Raw genomic sequence first — 19,291 nt, forward strand, 5'->3', positions numbered from 1 at the left:
CAAAACAAATCTTAAATAAATTGGTGAAGGGGGATATCCTTCCATGCCATACATATACGAACCGTGTCTTCTTCAACTAATTCGGATCCGCTTTGTACCTCTATAAATTCAACATCCGTTATAGCTCGAATGCTGTGACGGGTTCCATCTGGAATTCGAACGACATCACCTGGCTTCACTTGATAGAGCTTGTCATTAATGACAATATCCGCAACGCCGCTTACGATCGTCCACACTTCACTGCGTTTATAATGCAGCTGATAGCTTATATTTTTACCTGCATGGACGAGAATCCGTTTGGTAAGCACCTCATTATCTTCTGCATATTTGACGTAGTCAATCACGCGATAACGTCCCCACCTGCGCTCCTCATACATCGGACGATGTTCAATTTTATTCATGACTTCCTTAATGCGAGGACTTTCCGACTTGCTCGTAACAAGAATCCCGTCAGGGCTGACAGCAATCACAGCGTCCTTAATCCCAATCACCGTAACCGGAATGTCTAGCTCATTAATCAAATGGGTATTCTCGGAATCTTCGGTCACGATGCCCGTTCCGATTTGGGATCGACTCATTTCCTCTGTCAGTGTATTCCAAGTGCCAAGGTCTTTCCAATAGCCGTCGTAAGGAACGACAACACAGCTAGCTTCCTTCTCTACAACTTCGTAGTCAAAGCTAATTTTCGTTAATCTATGATAGTTTTTAAGCATTTCTTCATACTGAATCGGGATGCCCTTCTCCACCATGACTTCAATGAGATAGCCTAGTCGGAAAGCGAAGACACCGCAGTTCCAAAGCGCCTTCTGTTCAATCAAGGCTGCTGCCTGTTCACGATTCGGCTTTTCAGCAAAATGGTTAACGTGAAGTGCTTCTGACCCTTCTCTGCGTTTGTCAGAGGGAACGATATACCCGTATTTCTCAGACGGAACCGTTGGAACAACGCCCATTAGTGCCAAATTCGCATCCGTTTCGTGCAGAACATACTCTAGTTGCTTGATTTTTTGAAAGAACGCCTCATCGACATACGGATCTACCGGTAATACCGTAATCACTGTGTTCAGGGGTAAACTTTCGACATCATACATATAGGCAGCAGCAAGCGCGATTGCAGGGAAAGTATCTCTTCTCTCAGGCTCAACAATAAGCGGGGCATCGCCACCCAATTGACTTATGATCATTTCGACCTGGGAGCGGTTCGTCGCTAAGTAAGCATCATCACCGAGGCCTGTATTCTGCAGTTGTCTCCATACACGTTGAACCATGGATTCGCTTCTGCCTTCAGCATCTTCAAGTACCCTTAAAAATTGCTTGGATCTGGAATCATTGGACAATGGCCACAGTCGTTTACCCGACCCGCCGGAAAGAAGAACCAATTTCATGAATACCACGCTCCACTCGATTTATTTGTCTATTATCTAGCCAACGCTTTTGGACGGGACGCCCCAATCAAATCTGGTCTTCCTACGGAATAATATTTGAGCCCAGTTCCCTGAACCTGCTCTTTGCTAAACACATTACGACCATCGATAAGAATCGGCTGCTCCATGACGAAAATGAGCTGTGACAACGGGACCGTTTTGAATTCTTCCCAATCCGTAAGTAAACAAATGGCGTCTGACCCCGTGGCTGCTTCCAGGGCATTCTCACACCACTGAATCGCCGGATGATCGATACGTTCCCTGAATTTCTCCATCGCAATGGGATCGTACAGCTTCAGCCGAGCTCCCGCACGAAGCAGGGTTTCAACGATTTCGATGGAAGGCGCGTAACGAATGTCATCCGTGTTCGGTTTGAAAGACAATCCCCAGATGCCAACGGATTTGCCGCTAAGCGGACCGAGCGACGCCTCCAGCTTGGAAATCACCTTATAACGCTGCGATTTATTCACCTCGACAACCGACTTTAACAATTGAAACTCATAGTCGACGTTACCAGCAATTTGAATCAACGCGTCTGTATCCTTGGGAAAGCATGAACCCCCGTATCCGATACCCGCACTCAGGAAGGAAGAGCCAATTCGCTTATCTTGCCCCATTCCTTTAGCAACCTCGGTGACATCAGCGCCAACTTTCTCGCAAATGTTGGATATTTCATTAATAAAGGAGATTTTAGTCGCCAGAAAGGCATTCGAAGCGTATTTGATCATCTCCGCGCTGCGAATACTTGTAACGAAGATTTGATCGGTAAATGCACGGTGCAGCTCCGTGAGAGGTGCGGCTAAGCTTGGATTTTCAATCCCGAGAACAATCCGATCCGGATGAAGGGTATCGTCGATCGCCGAACCTTCCCGCAGAAACTCTGGAATCGATACGACGTCGAATGACTGCATCGTATTCATGGCAATAATCATTTGAATATGCTCGTTCGTACCCACAGGAACGGTGCTTTTCGTTGCAATGATTTTATAGCTATTCATCGCCTTCCCGATTTCCATAGCCGCCTGCTCGATATATGCCAGATTAGCCTCACCATTTGGTAAGGAAGGTGTGCCCACCGCAATGATAATGAGTTCGGATTGGCTGATGGCTTGTGCCAAATCAGAGGTAAAGGCCAACCGACCGGCATTCATATTCTTCTCCATCAGTTGTTCAATACCAGGTTCATAGATCGGAGATATCAGGTTTTGCAGCTTTTCAATTTTCTGTTCATCATAATCCACACAGATTACGTTATTGCCCACTTCAGCGAAGCATACCCCAGAAACTAATCCCACATACCCCGTCCCGATTACTGCAATATCCATACGATTAATGCCCCTCTCTGAATTGTTGGTAGGCCTTACCCATGTAGTCTTTTAGTTTATCCATAAATGTTTTCTCATCAAACTTCTGCGCATGCTGCACGATTTGCCTTACATCCCATGCATGGTTTTCTACTTCCTGAATCGCAAGCAGCAGATCCTCTACCTCTTGCCGTTTGAAGAACACACCATTCACATGAGGCACAATCGTGTCTAATGCACCTCCTGCCTGATAGGCAACAACGGGTCTTCCGGCAGCATTCGCTTCCAGCGGTGTAATGCCGAAATCCTCCTCACCAGGAAAGATTAACGCTCGGCACTGCGCCATCATTTGAGTGACCGAACCGTCATCCAGTCTTCCCAGGAAACGGATATTCCCTTTGGCCATTGCCTTAAGCCTCACCATGTCGGGTCCTTCTCCAACGATGTATAAAGGCAATCCATTTCGATTAAATGCTTCAACCGCCAGATCAATTCGCTTATACGAAACAAGTCTCGATACAATCAAATAATAATCATCAATGGAAGATGAGCTATGGAATCGCGATGTATTAATCGGCGGAAAAATAACATCGGAATCGCGTTGGTAATAATTACGAATGCGATTTTTGACCACGGAGGAATTAGCGATAAATTGATTCACGTTGGCCGACGTTTTTTGATCCCATTGCTTAAGCCTATCGATATAAATTTTCAAAAGCCGCTTCATCACACTTGAATTGGATTGCCGCTCCATATAAGTGTCATAATCCCAAGCGAATCGCATCGGTGTATGGCAGTAACAGAGGTGAAACGTTTCCTTCGGAACTTGAATACTTTTCATAAAAGCGCTGCTTGAGCTAAGCACGATATCGAATTCTCGGAAATCAAAATCCTTAATCGCAAACGGGTACAGGGGGAGCATTTCTTTAAAATGGCTTTTCCCTCCAGGCATTTTTTGCATCCAGGAGGCCCGAATATCCGCATCTCTTAGCTCATCTAGCAGCCGATTATTGCTAAACATGGTCGTATAGATGGGAGCACTCGGGTACATTTGATGAAAGACCTCAACCACTCTTTCGGCCCCGCCCATTTGAACCAAATAATCATGCGCGATTGCTATTTTCATTTGATCCATCCTTTATTTACTAGCGGATAATTACGAGTTAGCAATTAAACCTGCATAGTAATGAGTGATTTGGGTAACGGTTCGTTCGATGACAAAGTGTTGTTCCACGCGTTTTATGCCATTCTCACTCATTCTGCGCCGCTCCTCTGGATGCTCCAGCAGGTAGCGTATGGAATCGGCAAGCAAAGCGGGGTCACCGGGCGTAATGAGAAGTCCCGTCTCGCCATCAACAACCGTTTCTGTCGGACCGCCTTCATTAGAAGCAATTACGGGTAATCCAGCCGCCATACCTTCTACGATGACCTGACCAAATGGCTCAGGAGTTATGGAAGTATGCACTAGAAGATCCGCTTGCTGCATTAATGTTTGTATATCATCCACATGCCCCAATAAGGTGACATTGTACAGCTTGTTGTCTGCCATTTGCTGAATCAGCTGCTGCTTATACGCGTCTTCCCCGAACAAGGCATCTCCGGCTAACCAGAACTGAACCTGCTGATCGGGTAGAAACGACTTGGCAGCTTCAAGTAAAATATGTTGGCCTTTCCACTCCGCTAGCCTGCCAACTAGCAAAACAACGTAGGGCTTCATCCATTTTTTCTCTACAGCAATCCCTGAATTCTTCGTTTTTGCGAAAGCCGAGTAAACAACTAACGTTTTTTTCGATTTCGGCAAATGCAGAGCATTCAAGGTTGAATTCGAATTCGCTATGACGCCGTTGGGCAGCAAGCGGGACATCCATCGTATCGCCTGAGCGACGATCGGTTTCAAGTAAGGAACTCCGATATGATCCCGAATATGCCAGATGAGAGGAATACCGGCCAATTTAGCAGCTACAGCTCCATAAAAAGCAGATTTCAACGAATTCGTATGTACACAGACGACTTGTTCTGCTTTCAATAATTTGGAGAGCCTCTTCCCATAGGTGAGAAGCTCAAAAGCGGCCGATACAGCTTGCAAATTCACTGCATTCCGGTTGCGATTGCGTACCTTATCACTTAAAGGCAAGACGCGAACGTCGATACCTTTGTCTCTTAAACGATTAACGAGATCACCCTCCTCGGCTACGATAACTAGTGGGTCAACTTCGTTTCCGAGATGGGTAATAATGTTATAAAGTGCGACTTCTCCCCCGCTCCATCTAGCGGTATGATCCAAATAAGCTACCCTCATCCTGTTCACGTCCTCCATTCTTTCCAGCGGTTACCTGACGATTGCCGCCGTAAGCAATCATATGCTGATCGATTACGCGATTAAATACACTATCTACCTGTTTGGATACACGATCCCAGGTGTAATTCTCCAATACATGGCTTCTGCATTGCTCTGCAGTAGGCCACATTTCATTGTGCCGCAATAGGCGAATTAGACCAGAAGCCATATCGTGGCTGCTTTTACCTGCAAACAGCATATCTGGCCGGTATTTTTGAAGAATTTCGCGGTTGCCTCCAATCGGTGTCGCCATGACTGGCACCCCGGCGGCCATTGCTTCTACGGTAATTAATCCGAAGCCTTCCAACGCTTGGGACGGTACAACGAACAGATCAGCAGCCTGATAATAGTCAGCAAGCTCATTATCAGGAATATAGCCAAGCATTCGGACGCGGGACTGGAGTCCATATTCAGCAATTCGGCTCTCCAACTCTCCTTGCAGCGGCCCTTTGCCTCCAATGAACAGCACAACATCCGGAATCGTTCTCGCAACCTCTTTCCAAGCTTCCAGTAATTGAAGAAGACCCATTCGGTTGACTAATCTTCTTAAGGTCAACACCGCTGTCGTCCCTTCCTCCAGCTGCAATTTCTTTCTTATCGCTGTGCGATCCGCAGCCGGCTTGAACCGGGCAACATCAGCACCGCCTGGTATGATGTGAATCTTTGAAAGCGGGACACCGTACTGGTGATGAAGAATATCACGGAACGTTTCACTTAATACAATGAATGCATCCGCCAGCCGATAAGCCTTCATTTCCCAGCTCTTAGCAATCATGGTTTTGATTCGATGTTTTAATCCCTTGCCTTCGAGCCTGATTTCCTCGCTCCAAGGACCATGAAACGTCATCACCACCGGAATTTTTCGCGCTTTGGCCTCAATGGCAACTCCTATACTATAGGGAGCAAAATGGGAATACACGACATCAATATCCTGCCCATTCATCAGTTCAGCAGCGCGCTTCCGAAAGGCATCTCGTCTTTTACTTAACTTCAAATCAGTGACGGCTACGTTCGTGACACGGAGGTCGTCTTGAACGACCGGCTTGTTCGCGCTGCAAACCAGCGCCTCCAGCTCATGACGGGTAGCTAAGCTTTCGCAAATATGTTTGAAATAAGTGTTTAGTCCTCCAGGCTGTGCAGATGGCCAACCCATTCCGGTACACAGGATCCGCAAACTATTGCAGTGTAGCATAAGCTTTCCCCTCCTTAATTGGCTCTTCCTGGGAATGTTTCACTCTTTTCCGAGCAAGCCCCAGTTCATACTGTTTCATACACACGAGGAATTCATATATTCCCCAGAACAGGGACACCGCAAGTCCAGGAATCCCTTTTTTATACAAACCATGAACGATATACTTCTGGACAAATCGCAAGGGAGGACGAACGATCATTCGCAGCAGGCTAAATCGTTTCCCCGCAGCAACAGCGCCTTCGGCTTCCAAGTCGGTATACTTATTAAACCGCTGAATGTGATCATGAATGCTGCGGAAACCATAATGCCACAGAACACCTGGCACATACACAATATTCTCACTTGCGACATCCGGCGTTTCATGCACAAGACTTTCCCGGTACTGAATTTCGGTGCGGTTATATAGCCGGACAAGCTTCTCGCCCTTTCCCATCCAACGTCCCAGAAAGTCACCAATACGCAAGACAGCATAAGCTTTGCTCGGATCAGACAAGTTACTTTTCAACTTCTGAATCGAAGCTGCAAGAGGTTCACTAACAACCTCATCGGTATCAATAACGAAAATCCAATCATACGCAGCTTGATCACTGCCATAAATACGCTGCTTTGCATAACCAGGCCAAGCGTTCACATATACCTTGCATCCCAACTGCTCAGATACACGGACTGTTCCGTCTTTACTCCCGCCATCAATGACAACAATTTCGTCTGCAAAAGGCTTGCAGGAGGCAATCGCACCTGCTATTCTCGTTTCATCGTCTTGTGCAATGATGACAACAGAAATCCGATTTTCTCCCACAGCGTCACTATAGTGACTCATTTCGTTCGCCCCTCCCCCAGTTTCAAACAAATTATTTGGCTTTATATGCTGATATTGCTGAAAGTAACCAACGTACATCATCTTTATTAATCAATAATTTAGGAAGTTTCGTCTTCAAGGTGAATTTGACATTAAGTAGAATAAAGACGAATCTCAGTAAACCTGATGATAATATGGCCATTCCCGCACCGAACAATCCGAACTTCGGAATCAGAACCGTTAGTAACGGGATGACGATTAGCAGCCCTATCCCTTGCAGAATCGTAACAATCTTGGGCTTGCCTAAAGCCATGAACGCTTGAGCCAAAACCATGGTTCCACCGGATATGGAAACTTCGAGCAGCAGCATTCGAAAAACACTGATCGCTTCCTTAAAATCAGGGCCATATAGTAGTGGCATTACGAAAGGTGCAACTAGCATAATCATCATGGAACAAAGTAAAGCGACACAAGTGCTGATCCTGTATACACGGAAGGTCATCTCAACGACTTTCTCCTTAGGTAAACCCGATGCTTTCGGGAACAACACCACAATAATGGAAGTGGAGAAAATATTGACTACACGGGAGAGGCTTACTGCCACCGCATATAGTCCAAGCTCCGTTGGATTTAGGAGACCGATAATAACAATTTGATCGATATAATAGGAGACATTGCCCATTAAATCGTTACCGTATGATCCAATACCGTATCGGATTAATGTCTGGAAGGACTGATAAGCATCCTTTATCACGAATTTGTACTGCTTAAGTAAGCGCACTGTCGTCCATATGTAAAAGGGAACCGCCGGAGCGAGATAGGCTACGGCTGACGTGTAAGGATTCATTGTTCTTGTTAGGATGAGCAGCCCTAAACCGATGAGCGTACTAAGCGGAACAAGAAAGCGCAGTCGGTTGAACAGCTTATATTCGCCTCTCACCTGCATCATCGCATTATTAATCTGAGACAATACGATGAGAGGTACGAGCACCATGGACCATTGGGAGAAAAGGACCACGCTGTCTGAATACGTGCGGAGCCAATAGGGTAACACCAGTATCCCCAGGCTCATTGCAAGCATGCCTGCTGTCAAACCCATGAGAACAGCGGTCGAATAAAGCTTGGCGGAATCCTTCATGTTCTTTTTCACGTTGTAAATAATGGCGGAAGGCAAACCGAAAGTAAAACTAAAGGCTAAGAACTGTGACCATAAGACCATAGCCGCTTGCTCTCCTCGGCCGGAGGGTCCTAGAAAACGTGCTGTTAAAATACCTGTAAGCATATTAATCACTAAGATTAGAACACTGAAAAACATCGTTCTAATGGAAGCTGAGATATGACTCTTGCTTGAAAAGAATGCTTTAATGAAGCCGAATAGAGGCTTTATGCGGACTATTTTCAAGTTGACTGGTTGCTGCATCCGGAATTTGCCTCCTTTCTTGAACGATCGTTTGATGCGCCATGATTCCAATTCCTACAACCATCCATAGTAGAAAGCCTTTCAAACCCGTATAACCATTTTCAAACACGAGACAAACGATACTTCCTTGTAAAGCTGAGAGCCCCAGTTTCCCGTAGGCTGTTATTCCGCCTGGTTGTTTTTTTTGGGATAGTAGATATCGGGTGACAAGCCATAGGGCCCATAGAAACAGTAAGCCTCCGAGAATACCAAAGGTAAGGAAAATGGCAACGAATCCATTATCGAAAATGCCATATTCACCAAGTGCTCCTCCGTTACTTAGCTTCGTACCAACACCAATACTGCCAAGACCTAACCCTTGCGGTTTAGCAAACAACATCGGGAAAACGGTATGGAAGAAGTCCAATCTTTCATTGTAGGAATGATCGTCCTGAATGGCTGTCATTGTATCCAATCGGGCGATCAGCCCCTGTGCACCGGGCAGCTTTGGAATAATCAGATACATAGCTGCAATAACCGCTGTTAATTGAGCAATCAATTTCCATTTCTGTCTACCCGCTGATACAGCCGTATAAATGGCGATATCAATGAATAACATTACCCAAGCCGAACGGACTAATGTGATGAGAAGTCCCACCGTTACCAGAATAATACCGATCCAGCCGAGCGGTCCCCGCCACCTTTTTTCCAGAATCATCGGTGCAAGCGCAGTTCCCATATACATCCCTGCCGGTCCTGGGGAATTCAACGTAGAGAATACTCGGATCTCCAAGGGAAGCGGGTGACCAATTGAGGTCATCTCCACGTGGTTCATCCAGAATGCATCCCAGGGAGGTACCATCACATATTGGATAATGCCATAAACAGCAACCAAGATAGCGGTGTTAGAGAATGCGACAACTAAGCGATCCAGCGCTTTATTATCGAAATGAGATAAGGCAGCATAAGGGATTAATAATAATGGAATCACATAGTTAGCCAAGTCATAGAAGGCTCCGCTTCCATTCTTAGCTGCTCCAATCAGACTTCCATACAGCAGCACAATACCTACATAAATGAGCAGTTTGTATATTCGGGATTCCATCTGATGAAACTTGGCAAGGATTGGAATGATAAGAACCGCACTCGTTAATAGTGGCGCAATGCTCAATAAGGAGACAGAATGGTACGTACCTTCCATCCAATCCTGAATTCTCCGGATCTCCGGGCAAATGACCCAAACGAGCAGGATATAAGGTATCAATCGACGCGAATCCAGCAAGGCCATCACAAAAGCAGGAAACAGCAGCATCGAAAGGATCGTGATTTGGATACTAAGTTCAGGACTCAGAGTCGCACTAGAATAACCAATGAGTAAAGAGACGAGCAAAGCCATTCCAACCAACAGGATTGTCATCCGGCTAGCCTGCGTCATGATAAAAGGGGGCTTAATCAATTTGCTTATTTCATCCACTGTTGATTCCCGTCCCCTCCCGTTTCATCTTGAATTGCTTAATAATTTCCCGCCATAGCAGGACCACAAACATTGCATCGTGAACCAAGTAACGCTTCCACAACCTTCTCGGTTCTTGGGCAAGACGCCAAAACCATTCGAATCCTGTTTTCTGCATAATGTTCGGAGCTCTCTTCACCGTGCCCGAAATGAAATCGAACGTTGCGCCAACGCCAATAGAAATCGGGACTTTATATTGAAGGTAGTTCTGGTAAATCCACTTCTCCTGCTTTGGAGCGCCAACGCCGACAAACACAATGTCAGGCTGCGTATCAATTAGCATCTGAACAATTTGTTCATTCTCCTCTTTTTTCTTCTCGAATCCATAGGAGGGGGAATAACAGCCAACGATATTCAGATTTGGAAATATGAGCTTCAGATTCTTTACCGCTTGCTCCGGAATACCGACTGCTGATCCTAAGAAGAAAAGCTTGTATTGCCTGCTTGCGAAAGCTTCTCCTAACTTTGTGAACAAATCAGATCCGGATACTTTCTGCTTAAGCGGTTTACGGAGCATCCGCGATGCCCATATGATCGGCATACCATCCGCAACAATGGCGCCTGCACCTGAATACACCTTCTGAAACTCAGCATCCTTTCTGAGCTTGATTAAATGATCGACATTACAGGTCAAAATGTAAGAATGATTTTTCTGACGTATGACCTCATCCATATAGGCAAGCAAGTCCAGAAAATCATAATTATCAAAATTAACATCGAACATAGTCACTCTACTCATCAGATCACTTCTTCTTTTTTCGAATTTGTCGTTGACAGAATATACAAGCAATTCAAATACCAGCAAAAAGGAATGATGAATTGAACAGTCGATAAGGTGTTATCCGACAAGGAATATAGAAAGAATGCCAGGATGAACGCCACGTAGTAAATCTTAATTCTCTGTGGGATTACTCGATAGATCATTCCAAATAAGACTAGTAAAGATAGAAACAACAGACTGCATCCGATATAACCAGCATCGTAATAAAAGCGGATATACTCGTTATGAGGAACCACAAAACCTTCGTATAAACTTCCGTCATTCGCAACGGTAACCGCACCTAGCCCTCTGCCTGTCAGGGGGGAATCTTTCACCCCTTTCAAGAAATAGCTCCAAGCTTCGGTTCTTCCTGACAAGTCAATACCCGTACCTGTCTGGCGTTCGAACGAACGCTTTGTCATATTGTCCCACTGTACATAGACAGCCCCGCCGATCAAGGCCAAGGAACAAAGCAGCGGGATAATTAAGATCAGCTTCCCTTTGATATACTGCTTAACCATATCGAAGAAATAGTAAGCAGCCATGGCCAGCATGGCGAGGATAGGCCCTCTAGTTCCCGTAGCGATCAGAATCGCAAAGTTAGCAGCCAATGTACAATAGTAAAACTTGGCTTGCAGCGGATTGCGTTTGGTCTCTATTAAGGCAACGGTAATGCCTAGAAAAGCTAGCATCGCCAAGTGGGGTGCGATATTCGCCCCTTGTACCCGAATCGCTCCCGTGAACTCCACATTGAGAAACGAATACAGATGAGCCAATTGAAGCATCACCCCAGTTCCAACACTTACCAATGGCAGCAGACAAATAATCCGGATGTGCCTTTGAGCTGTCCCTTTTTTCCATTTAATCATGAGAAAAAAGAAGGGAAGCGTCAGTCCGATAAATGCTTTCAAGGTGAGTGATAGCGTCAGCCTTGGATGCCAATCTGAGAAGAAGATGGTAAGGAATAACATGCTGGCGATAGCTGCTATGGGATAGATGAACTTCCATCGAAGTCCGTTTTGCAGCATGCTGGGAACTAACAGAATCAAAATCCCAAGTTTATAAAGAGAAATAATCTCTAGCCCAGGCATATTCGCTTCGACAATGTAGTTAATCGATATGGCGGTTGAGAGCAGGACTAGATAACTCATTTTCTTCGGCTGGTAGATGGCATAAACGAATGTGAAAAGCACACCTAGCCCCAAGATACTGAACATAGGCTGATAAGCAGCCGCTACGCCCACCATGACAGCAAGGAGTACGTAGATCGCACCATAATACATTGGCTTTTTATGAATTGGAAGATCCGGCGTCATCAGTATCCTCACCCTATTAAGCGCATTTTTCCACGTCTACTGAGCGTGTCTAGCGTGCCTCTTATGCTTTGCATTCGGCATGTAATCAACAGCTTTCTTCCTTCGGTTCGCGCGAACAAGGCATCTACGGCAATGTAGAGCACCTTGCTGGCAACCTTACCGAGAAGAACAAGCTTGCTGATACGACTCTTATGCATCGAGCCATTCGTAACACCTTGATAATAATAGCGCTGCTTGATCCAATCCTTCGTCAACCGGCTATCCGGGATGAAGTGATCAACCACCATGGAAGGCTGATAAAGAATAGCCTTCCCTTCTTTCTTCATCTGATCAAATATCCAGGATTCCTCTCCAGACAATAGCAGTGTCCCCTTCCTACCTAGGTCGGTTGGGAACAAGTATTTATCATGAAAGGATTTGCGAATCGCCATATTTGCGCCAAATGGATGTCTGTTCATCGGATACTCATCCACAGTTGCACCCATATCTACAATCGTATAGGGCAGTTCTAGCGCCTCGATCAACCATTTCGGCCGTTCACTTTCGAAACGAGGTCGAATCACACCTCCCATTGCATACACATCTTGCCGAGTATCCAAGGTGTCTATGATGGTGCGTATCCATTCCATGCAAGGAACTGCATCATCATCGAGAAAGGCGACAATATCACCCTTAGCTTCTTGAATACCTCTATTTCGCGCAGCCGAAAGCCCTTGGGTTTGTTCAAATAGATAATGAACGTCCGTGATCCCTGCTTGACGCTGAATAAACGAGTGTGAGATCTCACGCGTATGATCTGTGGAATTGTTATCTACGATGAGAATCTCAGCTTTGTCTATAGCTTTTAAAGCAGGTAATGAGTTCAAGGTGATTTGAAGCAAATCCGCACGATTATAGGTACAGATGACAATAGATACCCTTGGTTTTGGCTGAATAAGCACGATGGTGTAACTCCTTTCCCTTCTGTTCTCTAAAACGCGTCTTTGGAGCCAAGAAGGACCGAAACTGTTTTCAAGATAATTTTCAAATCATAGAAAATGCTTCGTTCTCTGATATAAGTCAAATCGAGTTCAACCATTTGCTCGAAGCTTAAATTACTTCGCCCGCTTACTTGCCATAGCCCCGTGCAACCAGGAGTAACGGCTAAGCGCTTCTTCTCGTATGGTGTATACTCACTAACTTCACTAGGCAAAGCTGGTCTTGGTCCGACCAAGCTCATATCACCTACAAGTACGTTCCATAATTGTGGTAACTCATCTATACTTGTTTTGCGCAGTAATCGCCCGACGCGTGTAACGCGAGGATCATTCTTCATTTTAAACATCGCGCCTTCAACTTCATTCTGACTCATCAACTGCTGCTTCAACTCTTCCGCATTGGACACCATCGAGCGAAACTTATACATAGGAAAAAGTATTTCGTCTTTACCGACTCGATTTTGTTTGAAGAAAACAGAGCCTTTAGGATCTTCCACCTTAATCCAGATAGCAATGATGATAAATAACGGTGTCAGGAAGAGAAGGCCCATGATGGATAGCATAATATCGAGCATCCGTTTTACAAATAAATAGGAAGCAGCGCTTTTCCCTTCTTGCGGTCTAGGGGTAGCAGCCGTGTAGTAGCTCTTCTGGGGAATTTTCTGAGGTCCCAGGTACTCATAATCCTCCTGCAGTTCGCGCAAGCTCATGGTCTCCACCTCCCAGATGCTCTAGAATTGGTGCATATTGCTCCTTGATTAGGATGGCAGCCATCGCCTCAAGAACATCTAGCCGAAGATCTTTACTCTCCAAGGCGAACGCCATTGTCGTGAGAATGTAACCGAGACGTTCACCCACATCATAACGGATACCGTCAAAATGATACGCTAGCACTCGTTCTATTTGATTAAGCTTCTGAATCGCATCTGTCAGTTGAATTTCACCGCCAGCGCCTTTCTCCTGAAGCTCCAAAAATTCAAAAATTTTAGGGGAGAACACATATCTACCCATAATGGCAAGATTGGAAGGGGCTGTGCCTAATTTTGGTTTTTCAACCAAGTCTTTCACTTGATAAAGGCGGTTATTTTGCTCACCTGGATCAATGACGCCGTAACGATTGGTAAGCTCTGGCGGTACGGTTTGTACTCCGATAACTGAATTTTCTGATAATTCATATTGTTGAATGAGCTGTTTTAGGCAGGGAACCTTCCCTGTGACAATATCATCGCCTAGCAGCACTGCGAATGGTTCATTCCCGATGAACCTTCTTGCACACCAGACCGCATGTCCAAGACCTTTGGGTTCCTTTTGACGAATGTAATGAATCTCTACCTTGGATGAACGCTGTACTTCCTTGAGAAGCTCCAGCTTCCCTGTTTCCAACAGCTTGTTTTCTAACTCGAAAGCATTATCGAAGTGATCTTCGATTGCCCTCTTCCCTTTGCCGGTAACAATAATGATATCTTCGATTCCGGATTCGATGGCTTCTTCCACGATGTATTGAATAGTCGGCTTGTTGATGATCGGGAGCATCTCTTTGGGCATCGCTTTCGTAGCAGGCAGGAATCTCGTTCCTAATCCTGCGGCCGGAATAATTGCTTTCTTCACCTTTTTCATCTCTCTCATCCTCCTCAGAGTTTTGCTTTAGCAAAACTGGCTTCGTAAGCATCCGCTATCGATTATGGAAAGTCTATCCGCTAATGGTTTCAATTATTGGTTGAAAACAATGCCAAGCATTCTGGCTCCAGACTGCTCTAACTGTGTTCTCGCTTGCTTCGCCCATTCTCGCTTCGTCTTGCCATTTTTGGCAACTAGCATCACGCCGTCACTATACTCAGTGAGTAAACAAGCATCTGTATAGTCAAGTGTTGATGGCGAATCGATGAGAATGACTTCATACCGCTGCTTGAGCTCGTTCATCAAGGCATCCATTTGGGCGGAGCCTAACAGCTCGGATGGATTCAGCGGTTGACCACCGCTGGCGATGAGATCAAGCCCGACAATTCCTGTCGGTGTAATGACTTCTTGGGCGGTTAGCCCCTTATTTAAAAAGTGAATCAGGCCTTTCGAATTCTTAGCACCAAACATCTCATGCAGGGCTGGTTGCCGTAAATTACAATCAAGGACCACGACAGACTTACCTTCCTGTGCATAGGTGATAGCCAAATTAGCAAGGGTCGTCGTTTTGCCTTCTTGCGCCTTAGGAGATGCAACCATGAGCACCATTCCTTGACCTGCTGGTACAACCTTTTTATAGCGTACCGCTGTACGCAAGGAACGATATGCTTCGGAGACCGGCGAAATCGGATCCAATTCAGCCACAAGAACATTACTTAGCTGTGACATATGCCTTTTCCCCTACCTCTCTGCTTCTTGCACGCGATGGTTTAGCTGCTTTACCCTTTTTAATCGTTCCGATGGAAGAGAGTACTGGTAAACCAACGATATGCTCAGCTTCTTTTTCAGAACGAATCGTGTCATTGATATTTTCAAAGAAGAAGAAAACACCAATGGCTGCCATCGCCGATAAAATGAAGCTCAAAGCAAGATTGATGATTACGCTGGAATTGACTGGCAATGGCTTCACAGCAGCATCAGAATTAGAAAGAATCTTGACATTATTCATATTCATCAAGCTTGGCACTTCACTAATGAACGTATCAGCAAGTGTCTTGGTAATCACAACTGCTTTTTCATAGCTAGGATCCTCAAGCTCAATTTTGATAATTTGTGTTTTATCCGTGGAGCTCACTTTCAGATTCTTAAGCAGCTCTTTCTGTGTCATTCCGAATTCGGGGTGACTCTGCAGCATCAATTGAATGATATGATCTGACTTCATGATTTCCTTGTAGCTCTCAATTAAATTCAAGTTCATCGACACATCGCTAAGATCTATCGCTTCTTCACTCTTGAACGTGCTGCTAACCAGCACTTGTGTGTTCGCCTTGTAAACAGGCTCAACGAATGTCTTACTGACATAGAACGTTGTCAGACACGAAAGAAGAACGAAAAGTGCAATCATCCACAGCTTTTTGCGAATGAGTACAAAGTAATCCAAGATCGATTTCTCCATGGTACCCTCCCGAAAAAAAATAGTTTGAAACTCGATGAATTCAGTATTGCTTTTCTAAAAAAATTGAGCTATGATATTTGCAATGAAAGCGTTTTATTTGCCTGAACCCCCACTATCGAACCGACATTCAATCACTCCTTTAGCCAGAGCATTCAACAATCTCTTTTCGACAGAGTTAGCTAGTTAGTAGCTTAGGTGAAGCACTCTACGATCAAAAGGAATGAAGAATGCCGCTTTTTGTCAGTTAGTTGGTTATACACAAATACTATATGAATTCCCAGAATTATGATATTACCCGATATTATAATTTTTAGGGTCTATTTTGTGTATCTACCAATGGCTATATGTAATAAAGCGATGGTATACTTTCGGACCATGAATGCTTAAATGGCTTACTGAAAACTGCTGACTAGTCCTTTGGATTGCGCTAACAAAGCCGCTTGCGTACGATCGTTGACACATAGCTTGTTTAGAATTTGGCTAACATGCTTCTTGACAGTGAACTCGGTAACCATCAGTTTCTTGGCCATTCCTTGATTGGATAAACCCTCTCCAAGACCAATTAACACTTCCCGCTCCTTCGGCGTAAGCTTACTGAAGCTGTCTTCTTCCTCTTTCTTGAACAACATTTCCATCAAACCTGGATCGTAATACTTTTTACCTTTGAAAATCAATTTAATGGCAAGCAGCAATTCTTCTGGCAGCGCTTCTTTGAGTACATAACCATCCGCTCCCACAGCCTCTGCCCTTCTTACATCCTGCTCCATAGTCGATGAAGTCAGAATGATACTTCGGCATGGCGAATCTTTAATCATCTCAACCACTTCGAGTCCAGAACGATTCCCCAGCTTAAGATCCACGATAGCCAGATCCGGTTTCGTTTCCTTGATTAACTGGAGTGCGTGCTCCACCGTTTCCGATTCGCCAGAAATTTCGATGTTAGCTTCAAGCTTTAGCACAGCTGACAATCCTTTTCGCACCAACGGATGATCATCTACGATAACAACTTTCAAAGTACCACCAGCTTTCGTTAGAATGGGAATAGCCTCATAACCTTGTTTTAGCCCATCATTTGAAGTTCATTTAGTTCCTTTTTATCCTGATGCCCGGAAGGGAGTGTCACTTGAATATGTGTACCTTTTCCTTTCGTGCTCTGAATGTTAATCGTTCCGCCAAAAGACTGAACAAGCAGCTCCATGTTATTCACACCAAGTCCGGATACCTTAGGGTCAGATAGCCGTTCTGTAACACTGAATCCACTCCCGTTATCCAAGACAGAGAGCTTTACCTCATCTGACTTCATACTTAGATCTACCTGAATGTGGCTGCTTCGGCCATGACGAATGGCGTTTCCAGTTGCTTCCGATATGATCCTGAACAAAGCCTTTTGATAATTGACCTGCAGACCATGATCATCACCAGTCACATTTAAGGTTACTTTCACAGCGTGCAGCTTGGACAAGCTGTCTAGATGAGATTTAACGGTTGTGATCCAAAAAGCACCGCCATTTTTCCTAGAACTAAGACTATAAATGGTTGAACGAAGTTCTTGAGATGCCGCTACAGATGACTCTTGGATAATTTGCAGCTGCTCCTTGATCTGATCTGTTGAAATGTCTTTCCATTTGCGACTGAGCGAATGTACGGCATACACAATTCCGAAAATGTACTGCGAAACGCTGTCGTGCATCTCGTCGGCAATCCGATTCTGCTCCTCGATAATCATCAACTGGTTCTCAATACGCTCGAGCTGATGCCTCTCCAAAATGACGGCGCACAGCTCAGATAGAAAATATAGCTGTTTGACAAACCAATGTCTGCCTTCCTCATAGCTGGAGCGCTCGATCTTAACTCCCATCACTCCCCAGAATCGGGTCGACGACTTGATGGGAATCACAAGAAAATCACCATGCTCAGGAAGACTCATCACCATACAGCTATCTAGCTGTCTGAGTTCGGCCGCATGATTTTCAATAGCAGTAGACAGGGAAGCTTCTACACCAACAGGCGTGATACCCTGAGTAATCAGATGATCGTGCCCGCCATTTCCGCTCCCATTGACATCCCAGAAGAAGGACATTTTGAGCTTGGTCAGCTTTAGAGCGAATTCAGCAAAAATAATTTTCAAATTCTCCGATTCACTATGCGTAGCTGCTTCCACGATTTGATACAGCGACTTCATATGCTCCATCGTCTCCGTTGTTCGAGCGTTCGCAATTTCAAGCCTACTTTTGACACCAGCTAATAGTTGAATAGAGAGGGTCATGAATAATAGCATCAGGTAAAAGCGATTTTCATTTAATAACATAGTGGCTAGCGTCTGCGTCTGGTCATTGGCAAAAAAGTAGGAAAATGCGGTGACGAATAAGAAGTAACTCAGCATCATAAACCAGCAGTAGATAGAGGAGAGGTAGCTGGCAGCCATCCATGCGGGATTGAATACGCACCAAAGGAACGGACTGTCCATACCGCCGCTTAGAAGATGCAGGATCATCATCCCAGTCATTTCCAAGCCTACGGTTATTTTAATTGTGCGAGAGGCTTGGCCACTTTGGGTATACATGTCCGTAATCCACTTGGCAAAGATGAATAGCACCAAAATGATACCAATTTTGAAACGTAATGGGGGGCCACGATCCTCGATGGCATACACTAACGAAGTTCCTGCGAGCGAAATATACCGGTACAAGTAAAAGACTTTACTTTCACCAGAGAACATCTTCCTCATCTGTGTAATCATCCTTTAACCGATATTTGTATTTGGTTCCTTAAACAATACCCAAGTTTACCATTATCATAACAGTTAAATTTTTACAGTCAAAAGGGCTTTATATGACTATATACTTCGTATTATTTGTAGTTTTGTGTCTCATTAAATGGAAATTAACGATTTTCAGGAGTAAAGGTCTAGACGTTTTGATTACATAGACCTAACCTTTTGGCGAATAAAAAACTGAAAGGGATTTCAATGCTATAAAAAAATTCATCCTTTTGTACCATAAATTTCCTGAAAAAAATTCTACTTTAGTGCACATAAACTCGATTTAGCTCACTTTGAGAAGCTTCCAAACAGGGATTGACATAATTCCTGCTTTAGTACGGATTTCATTTAGATTAGGCTCGGATTGCGAGGCTAACTCGGGTAATGCAAGACTTAAGCTCGGTTTTCGAGCTTATTACCAATACTCATCTCTCTTTA

The 19,291-nt window shown here is 44.8% G+C and carries 17 protein-coding genes; all 17 read right to left on the reverse strand.

All coding sequences use genetic code 11. The features are described from left to right. Positions 1 to 11: 11 nt before the first annotated feature. Entirely contained in the window at positions 12 to 1,382 is a 1,371-nt protein-coding gene (locus ASG85_RS30815) for a sugar phosphate nucleotidyltransferase (protein WP_057306545.1), read from the reverse strand. A 32-nt stretch (positions 1,383 to 1,414) separates the two neighbouring features. Next, on the reverse strand, positions 1,415 to 2,746 hold the full coding sequence (locus ASG85_RS30820) for a UDP-glucose dehydrogenase family protein (protein ID WP_060648798.1): 1,332 nt from the start codon (positions 2,744 to 2,746) through the stop codon (positions 1,415 to 1,417). Between the two features lie 4 nt (positions 2,747 to 2,750). Next, on the reverse strand, positions 2,751 to 3,851 hold the full coding sequence (locus tag ASG85_RS30825; RefSeq protein WP_057306547.1) for a glycosyltransferase: 1,101 nt from the start codon (positions 3,849 to 3,851) through the stop codon (positions 2,751 to 2,753). A 30-nt stretch (positions 3,852 to 3,881) separates the two neighbouring features. Further along, on the reverse strand, positions 3,882 to 5,024 hold the full coding sequence (locus ASG85_RS30830) for a glycosyltransferase family 4 protein (protein WP_057306548.1): 1,143 nt from the start codon (positions 5,022 to 5,024) through the stop codon (positions 3,882 to 3,884). Then, the gene (locus ASG85_RS30835) at positions 4,993 to 6,255 is read right to left on the reverse strand and encodes a glycosyltransferase family 4 protein (protein ID WP_063860438.1); all 1,263 of its coding nucleotides are present in this window, start codon (positions 6,253 to 6,255) and stop codon (positions 4,993 to 4,995) included. The genes ASG85_RS30830 and ASG85_RS30835 overlap by 32 nt, the downstream gene beginning before the upstream one ends. Next, entirely contained in the window at positions 6,239 to 7,075 is an 837-nt protein-coding gene (locus ASG85_RS30840; protein ID WP_057306549.1) for a glycosyltransferase family 2 protein, read from the reverse strand. Before ASG85_RS30840 ends, ASG85_RS30835 begins: the two co-directional genes overlap by 17 nt. 31 nt (positions 7,076 to 7,106) lie before the next feature. Continuing rightward, complete coding sequence (locus tag ASG85_RS30845; RefSeq protein WP_057306550.1) at positions 7,107 to 8,474, reverse strand: lipopolysaccharide biosynthesis protein; 1,368 nt, start codon at positions 8,472 to 8,474, stop codon at positions 7,107 to 7,109. Next, a complete protein-coding gene (locus ASG85_RS30850; protein ID WP_235549427.1) occupies positions 8,416 to 9,927 on the reverse strand; it encodes an O-antigen ligase family protein in 1,512 nt (503 codons plus the stop codon). The genes ASG85_RS30845 and ASG85_RS30850 overlap by 59 nt, the downstream gene beginning before the upstream one ends. Then, positions 9,920 to 10,705: a WecB/TagA/CpsF family glycosyltransferase gene (locus ASG85_RS30855; RefSeq protein ID WP_057306551.1), complete on the reverse strand. Its 786-nt coding sequence runs from the start codon at positions 10,703 to 10,705 to the stop codon at positions 9,920 to 9,922. The genes ASG85_RS30850 and ASG85_RS30855 overlap by 8 nt, the downstream gene beginning before the upstream one ends. Continuing rightward, positions 10,705 to 12,042, reverse strand: coding sequence for an O-antigen ligase family protein (locus tag ASG85_RS30860; RefSeq protein ID WP_057306552.1), 1,338 nt, complete (start codon positions 12,040 to 12,042; stop codon positions 10,705 to 10,707). The genes ASG85_RS30855 and ASG85_RS30860 overlap by 1 nt, the downstream gene beginning before the upstream one ends. An 8-nt stretch (positions 12,043 to 12,050) precedes the next feature. Then, on the reverse strand, positions 12,051 to 12,983 hold the full coding sequence (locus ASG85_RS30865) for a glycosyltransferase (protein ID WP_235549428.1): 933 nt from the start codon (positions 12,981 to 12,983) through the stop codon (positions 12,051 to 12,053). 29 nt (positions 12,984 to 13,012) lie between these two features. Beyond that, positions 13,013 to 13,729 carry a sugar transferase gene (locus ASG85_RS30870; protein WP_057306554.1) on the reverse strand — a complete coding sequence of 239 codons (717 nt, stop codon included), beginning with the start codon at positions 13,727 to 13,729 and terminating at the stop codon, positions 13,013 to 13,015. Beyond that, positions 13,698 to 14,636, reverse strand: a complete 939-nt coding sequence (gene galU / locus ASG85_RS30875) for a UTP--glucose-1-phosphate uridylyltransferase GalU (protein WP_057306555.1) — start codon at positions 14,634 to 14,636, stop codon at positions 13,698 to 13,700. The genes ASG85_RS30870 and galU overlap by 32 nt, the downstream gene beginning before the upstream one ends. Positions 14,637 to 14,729: 93 nt before the next feature. Then, positions 14,730 to 15,365 (reverse strand): CpsD/CapB family tyrosine-protein kinase, encoded by a 636-nt coding sequence (locus ASG85_RS30880; protein WP_057306556.1) that lies wholly within the window; start codon positions 15,363 to 15,365, stop codon positions 14,730 to 14,732. Beyond that, positions 15,349 to 16,092 carry a YveK family protein gene (locus tag ASG85_RS30885; RefSeq protein WP_057306557.1) on the reverse strand — a complete coding sequence of 248 codons (744 nt, stop codon included), beginning with the start codon at positions 16,090 to 16,092 and terminating at the stop codon, positions 15,349 to 15,351. Before ASG85_RS30885 ends, ASG85_RS30880 begins: the two co-directional genes overlap by 17 nt. A 392-nt stretch (positions 16,093 to 16,484) precedes the next feature. After that, entirely contained in the window at positions 16,485 to 17,105 is a 621-nt protein-coding gene (locus tag ASG85_RS30890) for a response regulator (protein ID WP_057306558.1), read from the reverse strand. A 47-nt stretch (positions 17,106 to 17,152) separates the two neighbouring features. After that, the gene (locus ASG85_RS30895; RefSeq protein WP_057306559.1) at positions 17,153 to 18,820 is read right to left on the reverse strand and encodes an ATP-binding protein; all 1,668 of its coding nucleotides are present in this window, start codon (positions 18,818 to 18,820) and stop codon (positions 17,153 to 17,155) included. Between the last annotated feature and the right edge of the window lie 471 nt (positions 18,821 to 19,291).

Origin of the sequence: Paenibacillus sp. Soil724D2, assembly GCF_001427935.1 — a bacterium.
GTDB lineage: Bacteria > Bacillota > Bacilli > Paenibacillales > NBRC-103111 > Paenibacillus_E.